Here is a 16,386-nt window from a genome sequence, read left to right on the forward strand (position 1 = left end):
GGCACACCGCTGGTGGGGTCACAGGTCGAGCAGGCGCTCGAGCTCCTCGCGGTCGGGGAGGTCGGCGGGCTCGACGGTACGTCCGGAGCGGACGTAGTGGAACGCGGCCCGCACCTGCTCCAGCGGGGTGCCCGTGAGCTCCGACCAGGCGAGGCGGTAGAGCGCGAGCTGCAGCGGGTCGGAGGTCTCGTGGTGGCCGGTCTTCCAGTCGACGACCAGGAAGCCGCCCCCGGCCGACGCGGGCTCGGCGTAGACCGCGTCGATCCGGCCGCGGACGACCTGGCCGGCGAGGACCAGCGCGAACGGCGCCTCGACCGCGTGGGGCATCCGGTCGCCGAAAGGCCCGTCCTCGAAGCGCTTCACCACCTCGCCGAGGTCGGCCTCGTCGTCGATGCCGGCGTCGGCGCGGCCGGGCAGCTCGTCGGGCTCGATGAGCGCCTGCTGGCCGAACCGGTCCTCCACCCAGGCGTGGAAGGCGGTGCCGAAGCGGGCGGCAGGGGCGGGCGGGCGGGGCATCGGGCGCGCGAGGTCGCGGGCGAACGCATCGGGGTCGTCGCGCAGCCGTGCCATCGAGGTGGCCGAGAGGCTGCTCGGCAGCGGCAGGTCGATCGAGGTGGACCGCTCGGCACGGGCCTCGGCGATCAGCTGGGCGAGGTCCTCGTCCCACTCCGCGACCTGCGCGGCCTCGACCATGTCGAGGCCCTCGTCGGGGGCGGTCGGGTCGACCGTGCGCACCAGCTCGGCCGCGGCGAGCCGACGCGCGGCCTCCTCCCCCGGCCCGGGCACCGGCCACGGCGTGGACGGGTCGACGTCGTCGTTGGGGTTGGGCGACTTCGGCGGCGGCTTCTCCAGCCACTGGGCGACGCTCTCGCCCCAGTCCTCGAGCTGGTCGCGGACCACCCGCTGGTAGTCGGAGGGGCCGAACGGGGTCGCCCGCTGGCCCCAGACGTAGGACGTCACGGCGAGGTGGTGGGCGGCGCGGGTGTAGGCGACGTAGCCCAGCCGCAGCTCCTCCTCCGCGTCGTGGGCCCGGGTGGCGGCGCGGTAGGCCTCGAGCGCGGCCTTGTCGTGGCCGGCGAGCTGGGGCTGGTCGGCGCGGTCGCCGCGCAGCGGGGCGGGCAGCACCGCCGGAGAGGACGTCCAGAGCGTGCGGGAGCGGTTGCTCGGGAAGCGGGTCTCCCCCACCCCCACGCAGAACACCGACGACCACTCGAGGCCCTTGGCGCGGTGGACCGTGAGCAGCTTGACCGAGTCGGCGGCCGTGGGCGTCGCGACGTCGAGGCCGTTGCCCTGGTCGTCCTCGGCGGTGAGGTAGGCGAGGAGGGCCGGGAGCGTCACGTCGCCGTCGACGGACTGGAACTCCGCGACCGCCTTGACGAACAGGTCGAGGTTGTCGCGACGAGCGGCGGCCGCCGGCGAGGTCGCCGACGCGAGCTCGACGTCGACTCCCGTGGTGTCGATGATCCGGCGGACCACGTCGAGCAGCGGGTCGCCGACGTGGGCGCGCAGGCGGCGCAGCTCGGCGGCGAGGAGGGCGAACCGGTCGAGCGCCTCCGGGGAGTACGCCCCCTCGCCGGGCGCCTCGACGGCGTCGCTCAGCGCCGGGAGCTCGGAGGCGTCGATGCCGTCGGCGATCTGCAGCAGCTGGTCGGCGACCGTCTCGGCCTCCCCACGTCCGCGCACGCCGGCGATCTCGGCGGCGCGCAGGGCGAGCAGCCGCAGGTCGCGCGGGCCGATCGCCCAGCGCGGGCCGGTGAGCAGGGTGAGCATCGAGGTGTTGGCCGTGACGTCGTGCATGAGCGTCAGCGTCGCGACCACCTCGGCGACCTCGGGGAGCCGCACCAGGCCGGACAGGCCGACGATCTCGACCGGGATCCCGGCGGCGGTGAGGGCGTCGTAGACCTCCTCGCCCTGCGCGTTGTCGCGGCTGAGCACGCCGATGTCGAACCAGGCGGTCCCGGAGTCGTGGGCCCCGGCCACCGCCCCGACCAGCCAGGCGAGCTCGTCGACCGCCCGCTCGTGGACGTGGGTCTCGACGCGGCCCTCGCCGGCGATCTCGGCCGGGCGGAGCCGGGCCACCTTGTCGCCGTAGGCGTCGAGCAGCGGCTGGGCGAGGCGGTTGGCGACCTCGAGGATCCGCCGGTCGGAGCGGCGGTTGACCGTCAGCGGCAGCCGGCCGGGCTCGCCGTCCGCGGCCGGGAAGGTCTCGGCGAAGTTGAGGATGTTGGACACCGAGGCGCCGCGCCAGCCGTAGATCGCCTGGTTGGGGTCGCCGACCGCCATCACCGGGTGGCCGAGGCCGTGGTCGTCGTCGGGGCCGGAGAACAGCCGCGCGAGCATCGTGGCCTGGGCGACCGAGGTGTCCTGGTACTCGTCGAGGAGGACCACCTTGAAGCGGGCGCGCTCGATCTCGCCGACCTCGGGCTGGTCCTCGACGAGCCGCGCGGCCAGCGCGATCTGGTCGCCGAAGTCCATCAGGCCGAGGTCGGCCTTCAGACGGCGGTAGCCCGCGACGAGCTGGAGCAGCTCGGCACGCCGGTCGATCGCGTTGATCGCCTTGGCCGGCGGGTCCAGATAGGTCTTGCGCGCCTTGCCGGCCTGCTCCTCGGCGATCGCGCGCTCGAACCCGCGGCGCGCCTCCTCGTCGGTGCGCCGCACGTCGTCCTCGCCGACGAGGTGCTCGCTCATCGCACCGTCGAGGGCGAGGAGGTTCTGGATGGCGGTGGCGGGGTGGTCGGTGAGCAGCTCGATGTGGCCGGTGAAGCGCTCGATGACCCGCGCGCCGAGCTGGTAGCGCGACGCGTCGGAGACGACCCGGGTGTCGGGCTCGTGGCCGATGCGCAGGCCGTGGTCGGTGAGGAGGGTGGCGGCGTAGGCGTGGTAGGTCGCGACGGTGGGCTCGAGGACGTCCTCGCCCTCCGCGACGACCGACCGGTCGAGCAGGCCGGCGGCGCCCAGCGCGGCGCTGACCCGCTGGCGGAGCTCGGCGGCCGCCTTGGTGGTGAACGTCAGTCCGAGCACCTCCTCCGGTCGGACCCGGCCGGTGGCGACCAGCCACACGACCCGCTGCGCCATGAGCGTGGTCTTGCCGCTGCCCGCTCCCGCGACCACGACGGTCGGGCGCAGCGGCGCGGTGATCGCCGCCCACTGCTCGTCGCTGGCCGCGTGCTCAGCCCTCATCAGGACGCGGAGGTCCTCGGGGGTGTCGAGGCGGACCGGCTCGAACGGCGGCTGGCCCTGGGGCTGGTCGGTCACTGGACGGTCACGCTCCCTGCGCCCTTGGCCGGGCAGATGGCGACGAACGGGCAGTCACGGCAGTGCGGGCCGGGCGTCGCGGGGAAGTTCTCGGCACGCACCAGGGCAGCGGCACGCGCCAGCCCCTCCCGGAGCGCGGTGCGCTCGGGCCCGTCGGGTGAGTGGGCAGGCTGGCCCTGCACCTTCGCGCTCGACGAGTCGTCGTCGATGCCGAGCTGGACGAGCTCGGCGCCGCCCGAGGAGACCGCGCGGCCGGCCGCGTCGTCGATCGCGCCGGCGTCGACGGCGTACTGGTAGAGGGCCAGCTGGAGGTTGCCGGCGACCGCGGGTCCGGACGGCGCGGTGCGGGCGCTCTTGAAGTCGACGACCACGACCCGGCCGTCGTCGTCGACCTCGAGCCGGTCGGCGAAGCCGGTGAGGGTGACCGGGCGGCCGTCGACGTCGACGGTGCTCCGGAAGCGCTGCTCGGCGCCGAGCACCGTGCGCGGGTTGTCGAGGTGCCAGCGCACGAAGCGCCCGACGGCCTTGCGGATCCGGGCGAGCTCGCGCTGGCGCGACCACGGGGTGCGGAACGCGAGCCGGTCCCAGACCGCCTCCACCTCGGCCATCAGCGGCTCGACCTCGGCGGGCAGCTCGCCGACGGCGACCCGCTCGGCGAGGGCGTGGAGGATCTGGCCGAGGTTGGCGGACTGGTGCACCGCCGAGACGCCGCCGGCCTCGCGCTCGAAGAACCACTGCGCCGGGCACAGCAGGATCGAGTCGAGCATGCTCGCCGAGACCGGGACCGGCCGGTCGGGGTCGCGGATCGGCTCGACCGACCGGGACGCGCTGCGGGTGCCCCACCACGTGGAGGGGTCGGCGGTCGGGACGAGCTGGCGGCCGTCGACCTCCTCGCGGGCGAGCGCGGCGAGGCGACGGGCGGCCGCCTCGCGGAGCGCGGGCGTGACGTGCGGGTCGGCGGCGTGGCGGCGCAGCTCGGCGACCAGACCGCCCAGGGACAGCGGTCGCGGCGGCCGGCCGTCCTGGTGGTCGATGGTGACGCCGAGCTCCTCGAGGAACCGCGACGGCTGCTCGCCGTCGTCGTCGGGCGAGCGCACGGCGGTGACGACGAGACGGCGGCGGGCGCGCGTGCAGGCGACGTAGAACAGGCGGCGCTCCTCCATCAGCAGCGACCGGGCGCTGACCGGCGGCACGAGGTCGGGGTGGCCCGAGGCGTCGACCCCGATCCGGTCGGCCCCGAGCAGGGTGGTGCGCCGGCGCAGGTCGGGCCAGCCCTCCTGCTGCACGTGGGCGACGACGACGAGGTCCCATTCGAGGCCCTTGGAGCGGTGGGCGGTGAGCAGCCGCACGGCCTGGCCGCGTACGCCCTGCTCGGCGAGCGTGTCGGCGGGGAGCTGCTGGTCGACCACGTTGGCGAAGAACGCCTGGACGCCGATGTGCTCGCGCTGCTCGACCACGCGCGCGGCCAGGTCGAAGAGGGCGACGATCGCGTCGAGGTCGCGGTGGGCGCGCCGGGCGCCCGCTCCCCCGAGGTCGACCTGGCGCCGCAGCCGCTGCGGCCAGCTCGTCTCGGACCAGAAGTGCCACAGCACGTCCTCGACGCTCGCGCGGTCGGCGAGCATCCTCGCGCCCGAGCGCAGCAGCCGGGCGAGGGCGACCGCGCGGTCGACGTCGGGGCCCTCGACGCCGTCGAGGAAGCCCTCCTCCACGACGGCGAGGCGCAGCAGCTCGCGGCTGGTGCGCCGGGTGGTCGCGTCGGCCAGCGCCTTCTCGCGGGTGCGCAGCCGTCGGACGAGCGCGCGCAGGTCGGAGGCGTCGAGGCCGCCGAGCGGCGAGAGCAGGAGCGACTCGATCCGTCCGGGGTCGAGGAACCCGGGCGAGTCGGGGTCGTCGTTGTCGAGGTTGGCCACCGCGCGCAGCGCGTCGAGCAGCGGCACCACCGCGGGGTCGTGGACCAGCGGGAGGTCGTCGGTGGCCACCTCGACCGGCACGCCCGCAGCGGCCAGCGCCCGGCGCAGCGGCGGGATGCTGGCGCGACCGGAGCGCACCAGCACGGCCATCCGGTCCCAGGCGATGCCGTCCTCGAGGTGGGCGCGGCGCAGCAGGTCGGCGAGGCGCTCGGCCTCGGCGCGCTCGGTGTCGTAAGTGTGGACCTCGACCCGGCCCTCGCCCTGCGGTCCGGGCACCGCCTCGGGCGAGAGGAACGCCTCGCGCGCGTCGGGCGCGATGCTGCCGGTCAGCGTCAGCCGGCCGGCGACCCGGCCGGCGCCGAGGAGGATGCGCGACCCGAAGCGGCGGGTGCGGCGGAGCACCACGACCGGCGCGGGGCTGCCGGCGGCGGTCGGGAAGCTCGCCGGGAAGTCGAGGATGCCGCGCACGTCCGCGCCGCGGAAGCCGTAGATCGACTGGTGCGGGTCGCCGACCACGGTGAGGTCGCGCCCGTCGCCGGCGATCGCGCGCAGCAGCGCGACCTGGCCCGGGTCGGTGTCCTGGTACTCGTCGACGAAGACGTGCGCGTAGCGCGCCCGCAGCTCGTCGCGGTGGGCCTCCGCCTCGATGACGGCGCGACGGATCAGGTCGGAGTAGTCCGTGGCCCCGAGGTTGTCGAGGACGGTGAGGTACTGCTCGAGGAACAGCCCGGCGGCGATCAGCTCGGGCAGGTCGTGCTCGATGCCGAGCGCGCGCAGGCCGGCCGGGTCGAGGCCCTTCTCCCGCGCGCGGGCCAGCACCGCCTGCACCTCGCGGACGAACCCGCGGGTGCCGACCGCGCGGCGCAGCGCGTCGGGCCAGGTGACCGACTCGGGGTTGTCACGGAGCAGCTCGCGCAGCACGACGTCGGCCTCCGGGGCCGACAGCAGGCGGATGGCGCCCTCGTAGAGCTCGGCGGGTGCGTACTTCCTGACCAGCGCGTAGGCGAAGGAGTGGAAGGTCGAGCACGCGGCCGCCGACGTCGTCCGGGCGACCCGCGCGGTGACGCGGTCGCGCAGCTGCTCGGCGGCCTTGCGGGAGAAGGTGAGGGCCAGCACCGAGTCGGGCGAGGCGCCGCGGTGCTCGATCCGGTCGACGATCGCCTCGACGAGGGTGGTCGTCTTGCCGGTGCCGGGACCGGCGAGCACGAGCAGCGGACCGCCCGGGTGGTCGACCACGCGCTGCTGGTGCTCGTCGAGCTCGGGGACCACGACCTCGCGGTCGGGGGCGACGAGCCGGTAGCGGGTGGTCGGGGTGCTCACGCAGGACACCCCATCACGCGGGACCGACATCGCGCTGCCGGCCCCGCGGACGGGGTGTCGTGGGTGGTGCTGCGGTGGTGGGTACGGGCTCAGCCGAGGTCGACGATCGCGGCGACCGGGCCGCCGCCCTCGGGACCCTGGTGGGCGGCCGAGACGGAGACGAACACGGCCGGGTCGCCCGTGACGGAGGCGGTGACGCCGCCGACGCAGGACTTGATCTGGCGGTGCCAGTGGACGTCGGAGTCGTCGAGCATGGCGTTGCGGCGACCGCGGACCATGCCGTCCTGGCTGGCCTCGCACTTGAGGAACACGTTGACCAGCTTGCCGTCGAGGTCGTCGGTGCGGGGACGCTCGGGCAGGTCGAGGCCGGCGGAGCGGATCGCCTCCCAGATGCCGTCGGCGTCGAGCGCGTCCTTCATGACCGAGTGACCGATGCGGTAGCGGCCGCCGACGCCCTTCGCGTTGCCGACGACGACGATCTGGGCCTGGTCGAGCTCGACGCCCGAGGAGCAGGACGCGACCGACGAGTAGAGGTCGCGGTTGTGCATGACGTCCTCGTCGGTGGGCATCTCGATCTCGCCGAGGGCGACCGCGATGCCGAGGCCGGTGACGCCGTTGGAGAGGTCCATCGACTCGTGGGTGTGCTCGGTCCACACGGTCTTGCCGCGCGACTTGGCGTCGCGGATGGTGTGGATGGTCAGCAGCGGGGTCTTGGTCTGGACGTAGTGCACGTCGGCCGGGTCGGTGATGCCGGCGCGCTCCATGGCGACCTTCACGCCCGCGGCGACCTTCTCGATCATCGCGGTGTAGCCGATCTCCTCGGGCAGGATCGCCTCGCTCATCGCGAAGCCGGCGGTGAGCCGCATCTCCTCGCGCGACGGGTCGTCCTCGGGGACGTCAGTGGTGGCGAAGATCGTGGCGTGGGGGCTGATCACGCCGTCGGTGCCGCCGGACCACACGATCGGCACGCCCTTGACCTGCTCGGGGTCGGCGCCCTTGGCGACGAGCGCCTCGCGGAACGCGCGGTCGGCGATGATGCGGGTGTAGTCGTTGACGCCGCCGTTGCCCTCGGTCTTGCCGATGATCGCGAAGACGCGGTCGGCGGCGATCACGCCCTCGTCGATGAGCTTGGTGAGCTCGGAGGCGTCGGCCACGGAGTGGATGGGGACCTTGCGGACTTCGATGGCACTGGGCATCTGCATTCCTTTTCGTGAGGGGTTTCGAGACGGTCGCTGCGCGACCTCCTCAACCACCGGGGGGCGTTGGTACGACGACGGTGCCGGCGTCGCCGGCGACCGCTGCGGTGATCTGGTCGAGGCTGGTGATGATGCCGCGCTGGCCGGTCTGCTCGACGAAGCGGCAGACGGCGTCGACCTTCGGGCCCATCGAGCCGGAGGCGAAGTGTCCCTCGGCGGCGTACGCCCGCATCTGCTCGAGCGTCACGGTGCCGACGTCCTCCGCCTCGGGCGTGCCCCAGCGGATGACGGCGTGGGGCACGTCGGTGGCGATGACGAGCGCGTCGGCCTGCGTGGTGCGGGCCAGCAGCGCGGCGCCGAGGTCCTTGTCGATGACCGCCTCGACGCCGTGGAGGGTGCCGTCCTCGCGGCGCACGACGGGGATGCCGCCGCCGCCGTTGGCGACCACGACGAAGCCGGCCTCGATCAGCGCGAGCGCGGCCGGGGCGTCGAGGATCTCCAGCGGCTCCGGCGAGGCGACGACGCGGCGCCAGCCCTTCTCGCCGCGGTCCTCCCAGGTCTCGCCGTGCTCGACCAGGACCTTGGCCTCCGCCTCGGGCAGGTGGCGGCCGATCGGCTTGGTGGGGGTGGTGAAGCCCGGGTCGTCGCCGTCCACGCGGGTGCGGGTGACGATCGCGGCGCTGCGCCGCTGCACGCCGCGGCGGGCCAGCTCGTCGTCGAGGGCGTCCATGAGGACGAAGCCGAGGGTCCCCTGGGTCTGGGCGCCGCACCAGTCGAGCGGGACGGGCGGGACGACGGCCGCGGCGAGCTCGTTCTTGACCAGCAGGTTGCCGACCTGGGGGCCGTTGCCGTGGGTGACGACGACCTCGTGGTCGTGCTCGATCAGGCCTGCGACCGCGGCCATCGCGACCTGCGCGGCGGCGATCTGGTCCTCGGGCCGGGCACGGCCGTCGGCGTTCGTCATGGCGTTTCCGCCGAGTGCGAGCAGGACCCTCATGCCGCAACCGTAGTGGCGGCGCTCACAGGGTCGTCACGGCAGATTCGGCCAACGACGGCGCCGTTCACTGGCAACGTGTGCCAGTCGTCGCGGATCCCGTCAGCGGCCACCCGCGACCCGCAACGTCGTGCCGGTGACGTAGGACGCCTCGGCCGACATCAGCCACGCGACGGCGTCGGCCACCTCCTCGACCCGACCGGCCCTGCCGAGGGGGACGAGCGGGCCGACACGCGCCACCCGGCCCGGCTCCCCGGCGTCGGCGTGGATCGTGGTGTCGATGATGCCGGGCGCGACCCCGACCACCCGGATGCCCTCGTCGGCGACCTCCTGGGCGAGCCCGAGGGTGAGCGCGTCGACGCCGGCCTTGGCGGCGGCGTAGTGGACGTACTCCCCCGGTGAGCCGAGGGTCGCCGCCCCGGAGCCGACGTTGACCAGCACGCCGCCGGACCCTCCGCGGGAGCGGGCCATGACGCGGACCGCAGCGCGCGCGACCAGGATCGCCGCGGTCAGGTTGAGCCCGACCGAGGCGCGGACCACGTCGGTGGGGGTGTCGGCGAGCGGCGCGATGTGGAGGGTCGCGCCGGCGTTGTTGACCACCCCGGTCAGCCTGTCGGCCGCGCCGACCACCGCGTCGACCCCCGCGTCGGTCGTGAGGTCGGCGCGGACCGTGGAGCAGGCGACGCCGAGCGCGCGGCAGGCCTGCGCCGTGCGCTCCGCGGCGGCGTCGTCGCGGGCGTAGCCGAGGACAAGGTCGTGGCCGTCGGCGGACAGGCGGCGCGCGACCGCGGCGCCGATGCCGCGGGTGCCGCCGGTGACGAGGGTGCGCATGCGGCCTGTCTACCGGATGCTCACGCCAGCGCGAAGTAGCGCAGGTAGACCCAGACCCACGCGACGGCGAGGGTCGCGACCGTCACCACCACGCCGTAGCGCGTGAACTGCCAGAAGCTGATCGGCTCCCCCGCCTTGGCCGCGATGCCGAGCACCACGACGTTGGCGCCGGCGGCGACGGCGGTCGCGTTGCCGCCGAGGTCGGCGCCGAACACGAACGCCCACCACAGCGGGCTGTCGGCGCCGGACGAGGCGGTGCTGGCGACCATCTCCTCGACGACCGGCACCGTGGCCGTGGTGTAGGGGATGTTGTCGACGAAGGCGCCGATCACTCCGGAGCCGAAGAGCAGCGCCGTCGCGCCGAGCAGCTCGCGACCGCCCATCGCCTCCGCCGCCCAGGCGCTGATCGCACCGATCACGCCGACCTGCACGAGCGCGCCGACGAGCACGAAGAGCGCCATGAAGAAGGCGAGGGTGTCCCACTCGACCTCGCCGAGGAACTCCTCGGGCTCGGTGCGCGAGACGAGCACGGTGGCACCGGCTCCCATCATCGCCACGACGGACGGGTCGAGGTGGAGCACCGTGTGCAGGCTGAAGGCGACCATCACCAGGAACAGCACGACCAGGCAGCGCACCAGCATCCGCACGTTGGTGATGGCGTCGGCCGGGCGGAGGTCGTCGAGCCCGTGGACGTTGCCGTGGACGCGCAGGTCGGCGCGGAACAGCCAGCGCGCCATCACCACGAACAGGGCGAGCAGCACGACCGTCAGCGGCAGCGAGTGGACCAGGAAGTCGGTGAAGCTCAGGCCCGCCCGGCTGCCGATGATGATGTTGGGCGGGTCGCCGATGAGGGTCGACATCCCGCCGATGTTGGAGGCGAGGATCAGCGAGATCAGGTAGGGCGCGGAGGGCAGCTCGAGGCGTCGGCAGACCGACAGCGTGACCGGCGCGACGAGCAGCACGCAGGTGACGTTGTCGAGGATCGGCGCCACCGCCGCACCGACGAGGACGAGCAGCACGAGCAGCTTGTAGGGGTGGCCGCCGGACTTCCTGGCCGCCCACAGCGCGAGGAACTCGAAGAGCCCGGTCTGCTTCAGCACGCCGACGATGATCATCATCCCGAAGAGCAGGAAGATGACGTTCCAGTCGATGCCGGTGTGCTCGTGGAAGAAGGCGGTCTCGGCGTCGACGAGGCCGATGACCACCATGCCGGCGACGCCGCCGAGAGCGGCCGCGACCCGGTGCACCCGCTCGGTCGCGATGAGGGCGTACGCGACGATGAAGACCGCGATCGCGGCCGAGGTGGCGATCACGCGGTCCTCCGCGGGACGCCCAGCGCGTGGACGGAGGCGCCCCCGGTCTCCAGCGACTCCGCCCACCCGGCCAGCCGGCCGTGGCGGCTGACCGAGCGCAGCCGGTCCTCGACCGTCGACACCTGCCCGAGCGCGGAGACGACCAGCACCTGGTCGCCACGGCGCAGCACGCTGCGCCCCTCGGGCACCAGCACCTCGCGGTCCCGGGTCACCAGCGCGACGCGGGAGCCGGCCGGGAGCCGCAGCTCGCCCACCTCGACCCCGGCCAGGCGTGAGCCGGCCTCGACCTCGAAGCGCAGCAGGACCGCGTCGAGGCGGTCGAGCGTGGCGAAGCCGATCGACACCTTGTGCACGAAGCTGCCCTTCTCCTTCCAGCGCGGCTGCCGGCCGCGGCCGACGGCCAGGCCGACCGCGAAGCCCACGGCGGACGCGACCAGCGCGACCGAGACGGCCACCTCGAGGAGGTGCTCGACCGGGCTCACGACGGGTCCTGCGGGGTGAGCCGGGCCTCGACCTCGGTGACCCGCACCGCGGTCGCACGGGTGCCGATCGGGAGGAGCCGGGTGACCGCCACGGGCCAGGCGTCCTCGCGCCGGTCGAGCTCGGCGACCAGGTCGGCCACCTCGACCTGCGTCACCTCGGCGGCCACCGTGTCCTCGGCGTGGCGCACGGCCTCCGCGGCCGGCTGCCACGTCGCGCCGGGCTCGACGTCCTCGACCACCAGCGACAGGTCGGCGAGCACGACGACGTCGACGCCGTCGCGCGTACGGGCCCGCACCACCATCGGCAGGACGCGGGGCTCGGTCGCGACGACCTCGAACCGCTCGGCGACGGGTCGGCGCGCGACCAGGCCGCCGCGGCAGGCGCGGACGACGCGGTCGCCGCGGACCACGAGCACCAGCTCGCCGGGTCCGGCCCGCCGGATGCTCGTGAGGGCGAGCAGGACGAGGCCGGGCACCGCGACGACGAGCCAGACGACCCAGGCGGCACCGGTCGGGTCGGCAGTGGTGTTCTCGTCCGGCGGAGGCATGCGCCCAGTCTTCGGAGCCCACCGCCGCACGGGTATGGGGTCGCGACCCCATCTGCCGGTGCCGGCTGCGGGTGGGAGGGTGGGGCATGCGCTCGCCCGGCCACCTCACCCTCTCCTGGACGATCTTCCTGATCAACGGGTCCGTGCTCGTCGTCGCCGCGCTCCTGCTCCTGCTCACCCCGGTGCGGGTGTCGCCCGACCCCGGCGCGACGGAGGCGCTGGTCGTCGCGGCCGGCCTGCTGGTGATGCTGCTGACCAACGCGCTGCTGGTGGGCTGGGCGCTCGCCCCGCTGCAGCGGCTGATCGGGCGCCTCGAGGACATCGAGCGACTCGCGCCGACCGACCTCCCCGAGGAAGGGTCCGGCCCGGTGCGCGGGATCGCCCGCACCGTCAACGCGCTGCTGGCGCGGTTGTCGGAGGAGCGTCGCGCCGGGGACGCGCGGGCGCTCGCCGCGCAGGAGTCGGAGCGGCACCGGATCGCCCAGGAGCTCCACGACGAGGTCGGCCAAAGCCTGACCGTCGTGCTGCTCGGCCTCAAGCAGCTCGAGGCGTCGGCACCCGCCGCCCTCGTGCCGGAGCTGGCCGCCGTGCGCGAGAGCGCCCGCGCGGGCCTCGACGACGTACGCCGCGTGGCGCGGCGGCTGCGCCCCGGGGTGCTGGAGGACCTCGGCCTCACGAGCGCGCTCGCGGCCCTCGCCACCGACTTCGCCGACCACAGCACCGCGTCGGTCCGGCGCTCGTTCGCGCCGGGGCTCCCGGCGCTCAGCCCGGAGGCCGAGGTGGTGGTCTACCGCGTCGCGCAGGAGGCGCTCACCAACGCCGCACGTCACGCCGACGCGCGCGAGGTCGAGCTCTCGCTCGGGCGTCAGGGCGCCGCCGTCGTGCTGGAGGTGCGCGACGACGGGCGCGGGTTCGAGGGGCTCGCCGACGGATCGGGGCTGATGGGGATGCGCGAGCGCGCGGCGCTGGTGCGCGCCGAGCTGTCGGTGGTGAGCCGGCCGCGGCACGGCACCACCGTGCGGCTGCGGGTCCCGGTGGAGGCGTCGTGATCCGGATCCTGCTCGCCGACGACCACACCCTCGTGCGCCGCGGCGTACGCCTCATCCTGGAGCAGGAGCCCGACCTGACCGTGGTCGCCGAGGCCGCCGATGGCGCCGAGGCGGTGGCCGCGCTGCGCGACACCGAGGTCGACCTGGTGGTGCTCGACATCGCGATGCCGCGGATGACCGGCCTGCAGGCGGCTGCGGAGATCGCACGGCGACGGGTGCCGCCGCGGATCCTGATGCTGTCGATGCACGACAACGAGCAGTACTTCTTCGGCGCGCTCAAGGCGGGCGCCAGCGGCTACGTCCTCAAGTCGGTGGCCGACGAGGACCTGGTCGGCGCCTGCCGGGCGGCGATGCGCGGCGAGACGTTCCTCTACCCCGGCGTCGAGAGCACGCTCGTGCGCGACTACCTCGACCGGCTGCGGCGCGGCGAGCGGGTGCCGGAGTCGGTGCTGACCGCGCGCGAGGACCAGGTGATCAAGCTGATCGCCGAGGGCCGCTCGTCGCGCGAGATCGCCCGCGACCTGCACATCGCCCCGAAGACGGTCGAGGGGCACCGCGCCAACATCCTCGCCAAGCTCGGCATGCGCGACCGCGTCGAGCTGACGAGGTACGCCATCCGGGCCGGGCTCATCGAGCCCTGAGCCTCACTCCGCCGGGACCAGCGCCGAGGTCACCGTGACGACCCCCTCGCCGTACTCCTCGTCGGCCCAGGCCTGGATGGAGCCGTCGTCGAGGACGACGCCGACCTCGACAGTGTTGCTGATGCTGCCGTAGCCCCGGGTCAGCAGACCCGGCAGGTCGGCGACGTCCTCGGAGACCTCGCGCAGCCGAGCCTCCGTGTTCGCGAAGTCGGAGACGCACAGCGGCCCGCCCCACACCTCTCGCACGGCCGCCTCGGCGGCCGCGACGTCGTCGGTCACGCCGACGTTGAGGACGGTGTAGCGCGGGTCGTTCATCGCGAGCTCGACCTCGAGCGATCCCTCGCCGCCGTCGAGGCGCTGGGAGGCCTCCCACATCGGGTTGATGGTCTGGTCGTGCCACGAGATCGCGTAGCCGGGCAGCTTCTCGGCCACCCGGTGGGCAGCGGACAGCGCCTGGTCCGTCGTCGTCGCCGGGTCGACGGGGACCCACCCGCCCTCGGGCTCCGCGCACCGGCTCGCGAAGAGCGCGCCCACGTCCTCGCTCGGGACGTCCCCGGGCTCGGACGCCCGCACGTCGGTAGGCGTGAAGGTCGTGCCGTCCCAGGCGCCGGTCATCGTGTACTCGCCCCACCGCACGCCGCCGGCCGACTCGTGGTCGGGGTGGGCGTCCCACTCCCAGCCCGCGACCGACGGCCCGGAGCACTGCGGCGGGAGCGACATCGCGACGCCGCCGAGACAGAGCTCGGGTCCGTCACCGTCGTCGAGCACGGTGGCGACCGCGCGCACCGGGCCATCGGCGGGAAGCATCGCGGTCGGCGAGGCGGCCGGCACCTCTGGCGCGGCAGCGTCCTCGCGGCTCGCCGTCGTCTGCTCCCCGCAGCCCGCCAGTGCGGCCGTCAGCACCAGTGCGAGCACGCTCCCCCGTCGCGTCCCCCGTTCCATGCCGGGATCGTCGTGGCGGCCGGTGGCGCCGCGCAACGGTCGTTGCGCGATCGTGACGCGGGTCGCTCAGCCAGCGAGCGTGCGCCGCTCGAGCCGGCGACCGGTCGCGCGCGAGCTGGCGCGGCACTCGACCACCGTCAGCACCTTGGTCGGGCTCATCCAGCCCTGCGACGGCTTGTGCAGCGCCCAGCCCCCGCCGAGGGTGACGGCGGCGTGTTGGACCAGCCCGTCGGGCGATCGCCAGACCAGCACCGTGCCGGGCTCGTGGCCCCGCCCTCCCGGCCGGGTCTTCGCGGCCAGCCACTCCTCGAAGGGCTCGCGGAGCATCCAGACCTCGTCCGCCCCGGGGACGCCCGCGGCGGCCATGACGGCGCCGAAGCAGTTCGGACCGCTGGCGGCTGGGAACGTGCCGGCGATCCGGCGCGCCTGCGGCAGCAGGTCGGCGCTCCGCGACCACTCCTCCTCCGCGACCTCGTCGTGGCGGCTCGGCCGGCGCCCCTCCTCGACGTAGGCGGTGAGCACGTCCTCCTCGTGGCCGGCGAGCAGCGAGGGCCACCAGACGAACCGGTGCCCGTCGACCTGCTCGCGCACCCGCGGGACCAGGCCCGCCCAGGCACGGACGCTCGGCACCTGCTCGCGCTCGTGGGCGAGCTGCTCGCGCACCAGGCGTACGCGCAGCACCCGCGGCAGGGCGGCGAGCTGCTGCTCGTCGAGCCAGACGTGCCGCAGACCGTCGGGCGGGCCGTAGAGGCAGAAGGTGTCGCGGACCTCGTCGCTCAGCGGCTCCTCACGCCCACCGACGGCGCTCGCCAGCTCCTCGTCGGCGAGGAACGGCTGCACCTCCGGGGCGAACCACCCCGCCCACCGCTCCACGAGGTCGGGGCTCACGTCGATGCCGAGGACTCGCACGCCGGGGACCCTAGCGGTTGCGGTGACGGTCGCGTGGTGTCACAGCGCTGGTCAGGTCCCGCGGTGCGGTCGACCGCGATGTGGCCCAGGCCGTGACACAACAGGGACCACGCGGTCACGTGACGCGGCAGGTGGTGTGACACATCCGGACCACCCGGTCAGGTCGTCGCCGCCCAGCCACCGCAGGAGCGTCTGGGGACCTGGATGGAGCCCGACCAGACGGTCGGCCACGAGCACGTCGTCGGACTCGCGGGCATCGGCGAACCGGAGCCGACCCAGCCCGTCGGCGCCGACGGACGTGGTCACGGCGCCACGCTAGTCGCGGGCGAGCAGGGCCTCCAGCACCAACGTCGCGACCGGCAGCCCGTGGTCGTCGTAGTAGGCGAACATCGCCGAGAGCCAGGGGTGGGTGCCCGGGTCGGGGACCTGCCGCACCGGCACGCCGGCCTCGTCGGCGAGCTCCCGGACGGTCGCGACGCGGGTCGCGAGCTCGTAGGTTGCGCCCTCGTGGCCCGGCTCGGTGAGCACGACTGCCGCGGCGCGCCCGAGGTCGGCGAGGTCGAGGAAGCCGAAGCGGGCGTCGGGCGAGTAGGGCAGGTCGAGCGGCGCGGTGAGGTCGAGGTTCTGCAGGTACGCCCCCGGCTGGAGCACGGTCCACGCCAGCCCGCTGCGCCGGACCAGGTCCTCCGACACCGCCTTGCCGAGGTGGTGCGGCATCGACGGGACGTAGGGCGAGGCGACCGAGTGGTAGACCACGCGCCCGACGCCGGCGGACCGCAGCGCGGACAGGGCCGAGGCGACGTACGCCGGCTCGTCGGGGTGCAGGTTCGGCGCGATGACGTACGCCGCGTCGCACCCCGCGACGGCCGCCGCCAGGTCCGGCTGGTCGGCCCGTCCCAGCGGTACGCCCACCGCGCCGCGGGCGTCCAGCGCGGCGGTGACCGCGCGGCCGGTCTTGCCGTGGCCGCCGATCACCGCGACGCGCTGGACCGACAC

At 74.5% G+C, this 16,386-nt stretch carries 13 protein-coding genes; 2 read left to right on the forward strand and 11 right to left on the reverse strand.

Translation table 11 applies throughout. The features are described from left to right. Positions 1-18: 18 nt before the first annotated feature. The 8 genes from KDN32_RS14525 to KDN32_RS14560 form a co-directional block, all read right to left on the reverse strand. Positions 19-3,255 (reverse strand): ATP-dependent helicase, encoded by a 3,237-nt coding sequence (locus KDN32_RS14525; RefSeq protein ID WP_307854106.1) that lies wholly within the window; start codon positions 3,253-3,255, stop codon positions 19-21. After that, positions 3,252-6,485: an ATP-dependent helicase gene (locus tag KDN32_RS14530; RefSeq protein WP_307854107.1), complete on the reverse strand. Its 3,234-nt coding sequence runs from the start codon at positions 6,483-6,485 to the stop codon at positions 3,252-3,254. Before KDN32_RS14530 ends, KDN32_RS14525 begins: the two co-directional genes overlap by 4 nt. Before the next feature lie 89 nt (positions 6,486-6,574). Beyond that, positions 6,575-7,681: a barbiturase gene (gene bar, locus KDN32_RS14535; RefSeq protein ID WP_211732956.1), complete on the reverse strand. Its 1,107-nt coding sequence runs from the start codon at positions 7,679-7,681 to the stop codon at positions 6,575-6,577. A 49-nt stretch (positions 7,682-7,730) separates the two neighbouring features. Further along, positions 7,731-8,678 carry a carbamate kinase gene (locus tag KDN32_RS14540; protein WP_211732957.1) on the reverse strand — a complete coding sequence of 316 codons (948 nt, stop codon included), beginning with the start codon at positions 8,676-8,678 and terminating at the stop codon, positions 7,731-7,733. Positions 8,679-8,777: 99 nt separating this feature from the next. Then, positions 8,778-9,506: an SDR family oxidoreductase gene (locus KDN32_RS14545; RefSeq protein WP_211732958.1), complete on the reverse strand. Its 729-nt coding sequence runs from the start codon at positions 9,504-9,506 to the stop codon at positions 8,778-8,780. 20 nt (positions 9,507-9,526) lie between these two features. Further along, positions 9,527-10,819, reverse strand: a complete 1,293-nt coding sequence (locus tag KDN32_RS14550; RefSeq protein ID WP_307854110.1) for an ArsB/NhaD family transporter — start codon at positions 10,817-10,819, stop codon at positions 9,527-9,529. Continuing rightward, complete coding sequence (locus KDN32_RS14555) at positions 10,816-11,301, reverse strand: TrkA C-terminal domain-containing protein (protein ID WP_211732959.1); 486 nt, start codon at positions 11,299-11,301, stop codon at positions 10,816-10,818. Before KDN32_RS14555 ends, KDN32_RS14550 begins: the two co-directional genes overlap by 4 nt. Then, on the reverse strand, positions 11,298-11,849 hold the full coding sequence (locus tag KDN32_RS14560) for a hypothetical protein (RefSeq protein ID WP_211732960.1): 552 nt from the start codon (positions 11,847-11,849) through the stop codon (positions 11,298-11,300). The genes KDN32_RS14555 and KDN32_RS14560 overlap by 4 nt, the downstream gene beginning before the upstream one ends. 86 nt (positions 11,850-11,935) lie before the next feature. On the opposite strand from KDN32_RS14560, the gene KDN32_RS14565 reads away from it, so the two are divergent. Both KDN32_RS14565 and KDN32_RS14570 read left to right on the forward strand, forming a co-directional pair. Continuing rightward, positions 11,936-12,898: a sensor histidine kinase gene (locus KDN32_RS14565; RefSeq protein WP_211732961.1), complete on the forward strand. Its 963-nt coding sequence runs from the start codon at positions 11,936-11,938 to the stop codon at positions 12,896-12,898. Next, positions 12,895-13,539 carry a response regulator gene (locus KDN32_RS14570; RefSeq protein WP_211732962.1) on the forward strand — a complete coding sequence of 215 codons (645 nt, stop codon included), beginning with the start codon at positions 12,895-12,897 and terminating at the stop codon, positions 13,537-13,539. The genes KDN32_RS14565 and KDN32_RS14570 overlap by 4 nt, the downstream gene beginning before the upstream one ends. 3 nt (positions 13,540-13,542) lie before the next feature. On the opposite strand, the gene KDN32_RS14575 is transcribed toward KDN32_RS14570, so the two are convergent. The 3 genes from KDN32_RS14575 to KDN32_RS14585 form a co-directional block, all read right to left on the reverse strand. After that, on the reverse strand, positions 13,543-14,481 hold the full coding sequence (locus tag KDN32_RS14575) for a hypothetical protein (RefSeq protein ID WP_211732963.1): 939 nt from the start codon (positions 14,479-14,481) through the stop codon (positions 13,543-13,545). A gap of 66 nt (positions 14,482-14,547) precedes the next feature. Continuing rightward, complete coding sequence (locus KDN32_RS14580) at positions 14,548-15,390, reverse strand: BTB/POZ domain-containing protein (protein WP_211732964.1); 843 nt, start codon at positions 15,388-15,390, stop codon at positions 14,548-14,550. Positions 15,391-15,705: 315 nt separating this feature from the next. Further along, a complete protein-coding gene (locus KDN32_RS14585) occupies positions 15,706-16,386 on the reverse strand; it encodes an NAD(P)H-binding protein (RefSeq protein ID WP_211732965.1) in 681 nt (226 codons plus the stop codon).

The organism is Nocardioides palaemonis (assembly GCF_018275325.1).
GTDB lineage: Bacteria > Actinomycetota > Actinomycetes > Propionibacteriales > Nocardioidaceae > Nocardioides > Nocardioides palaemonis.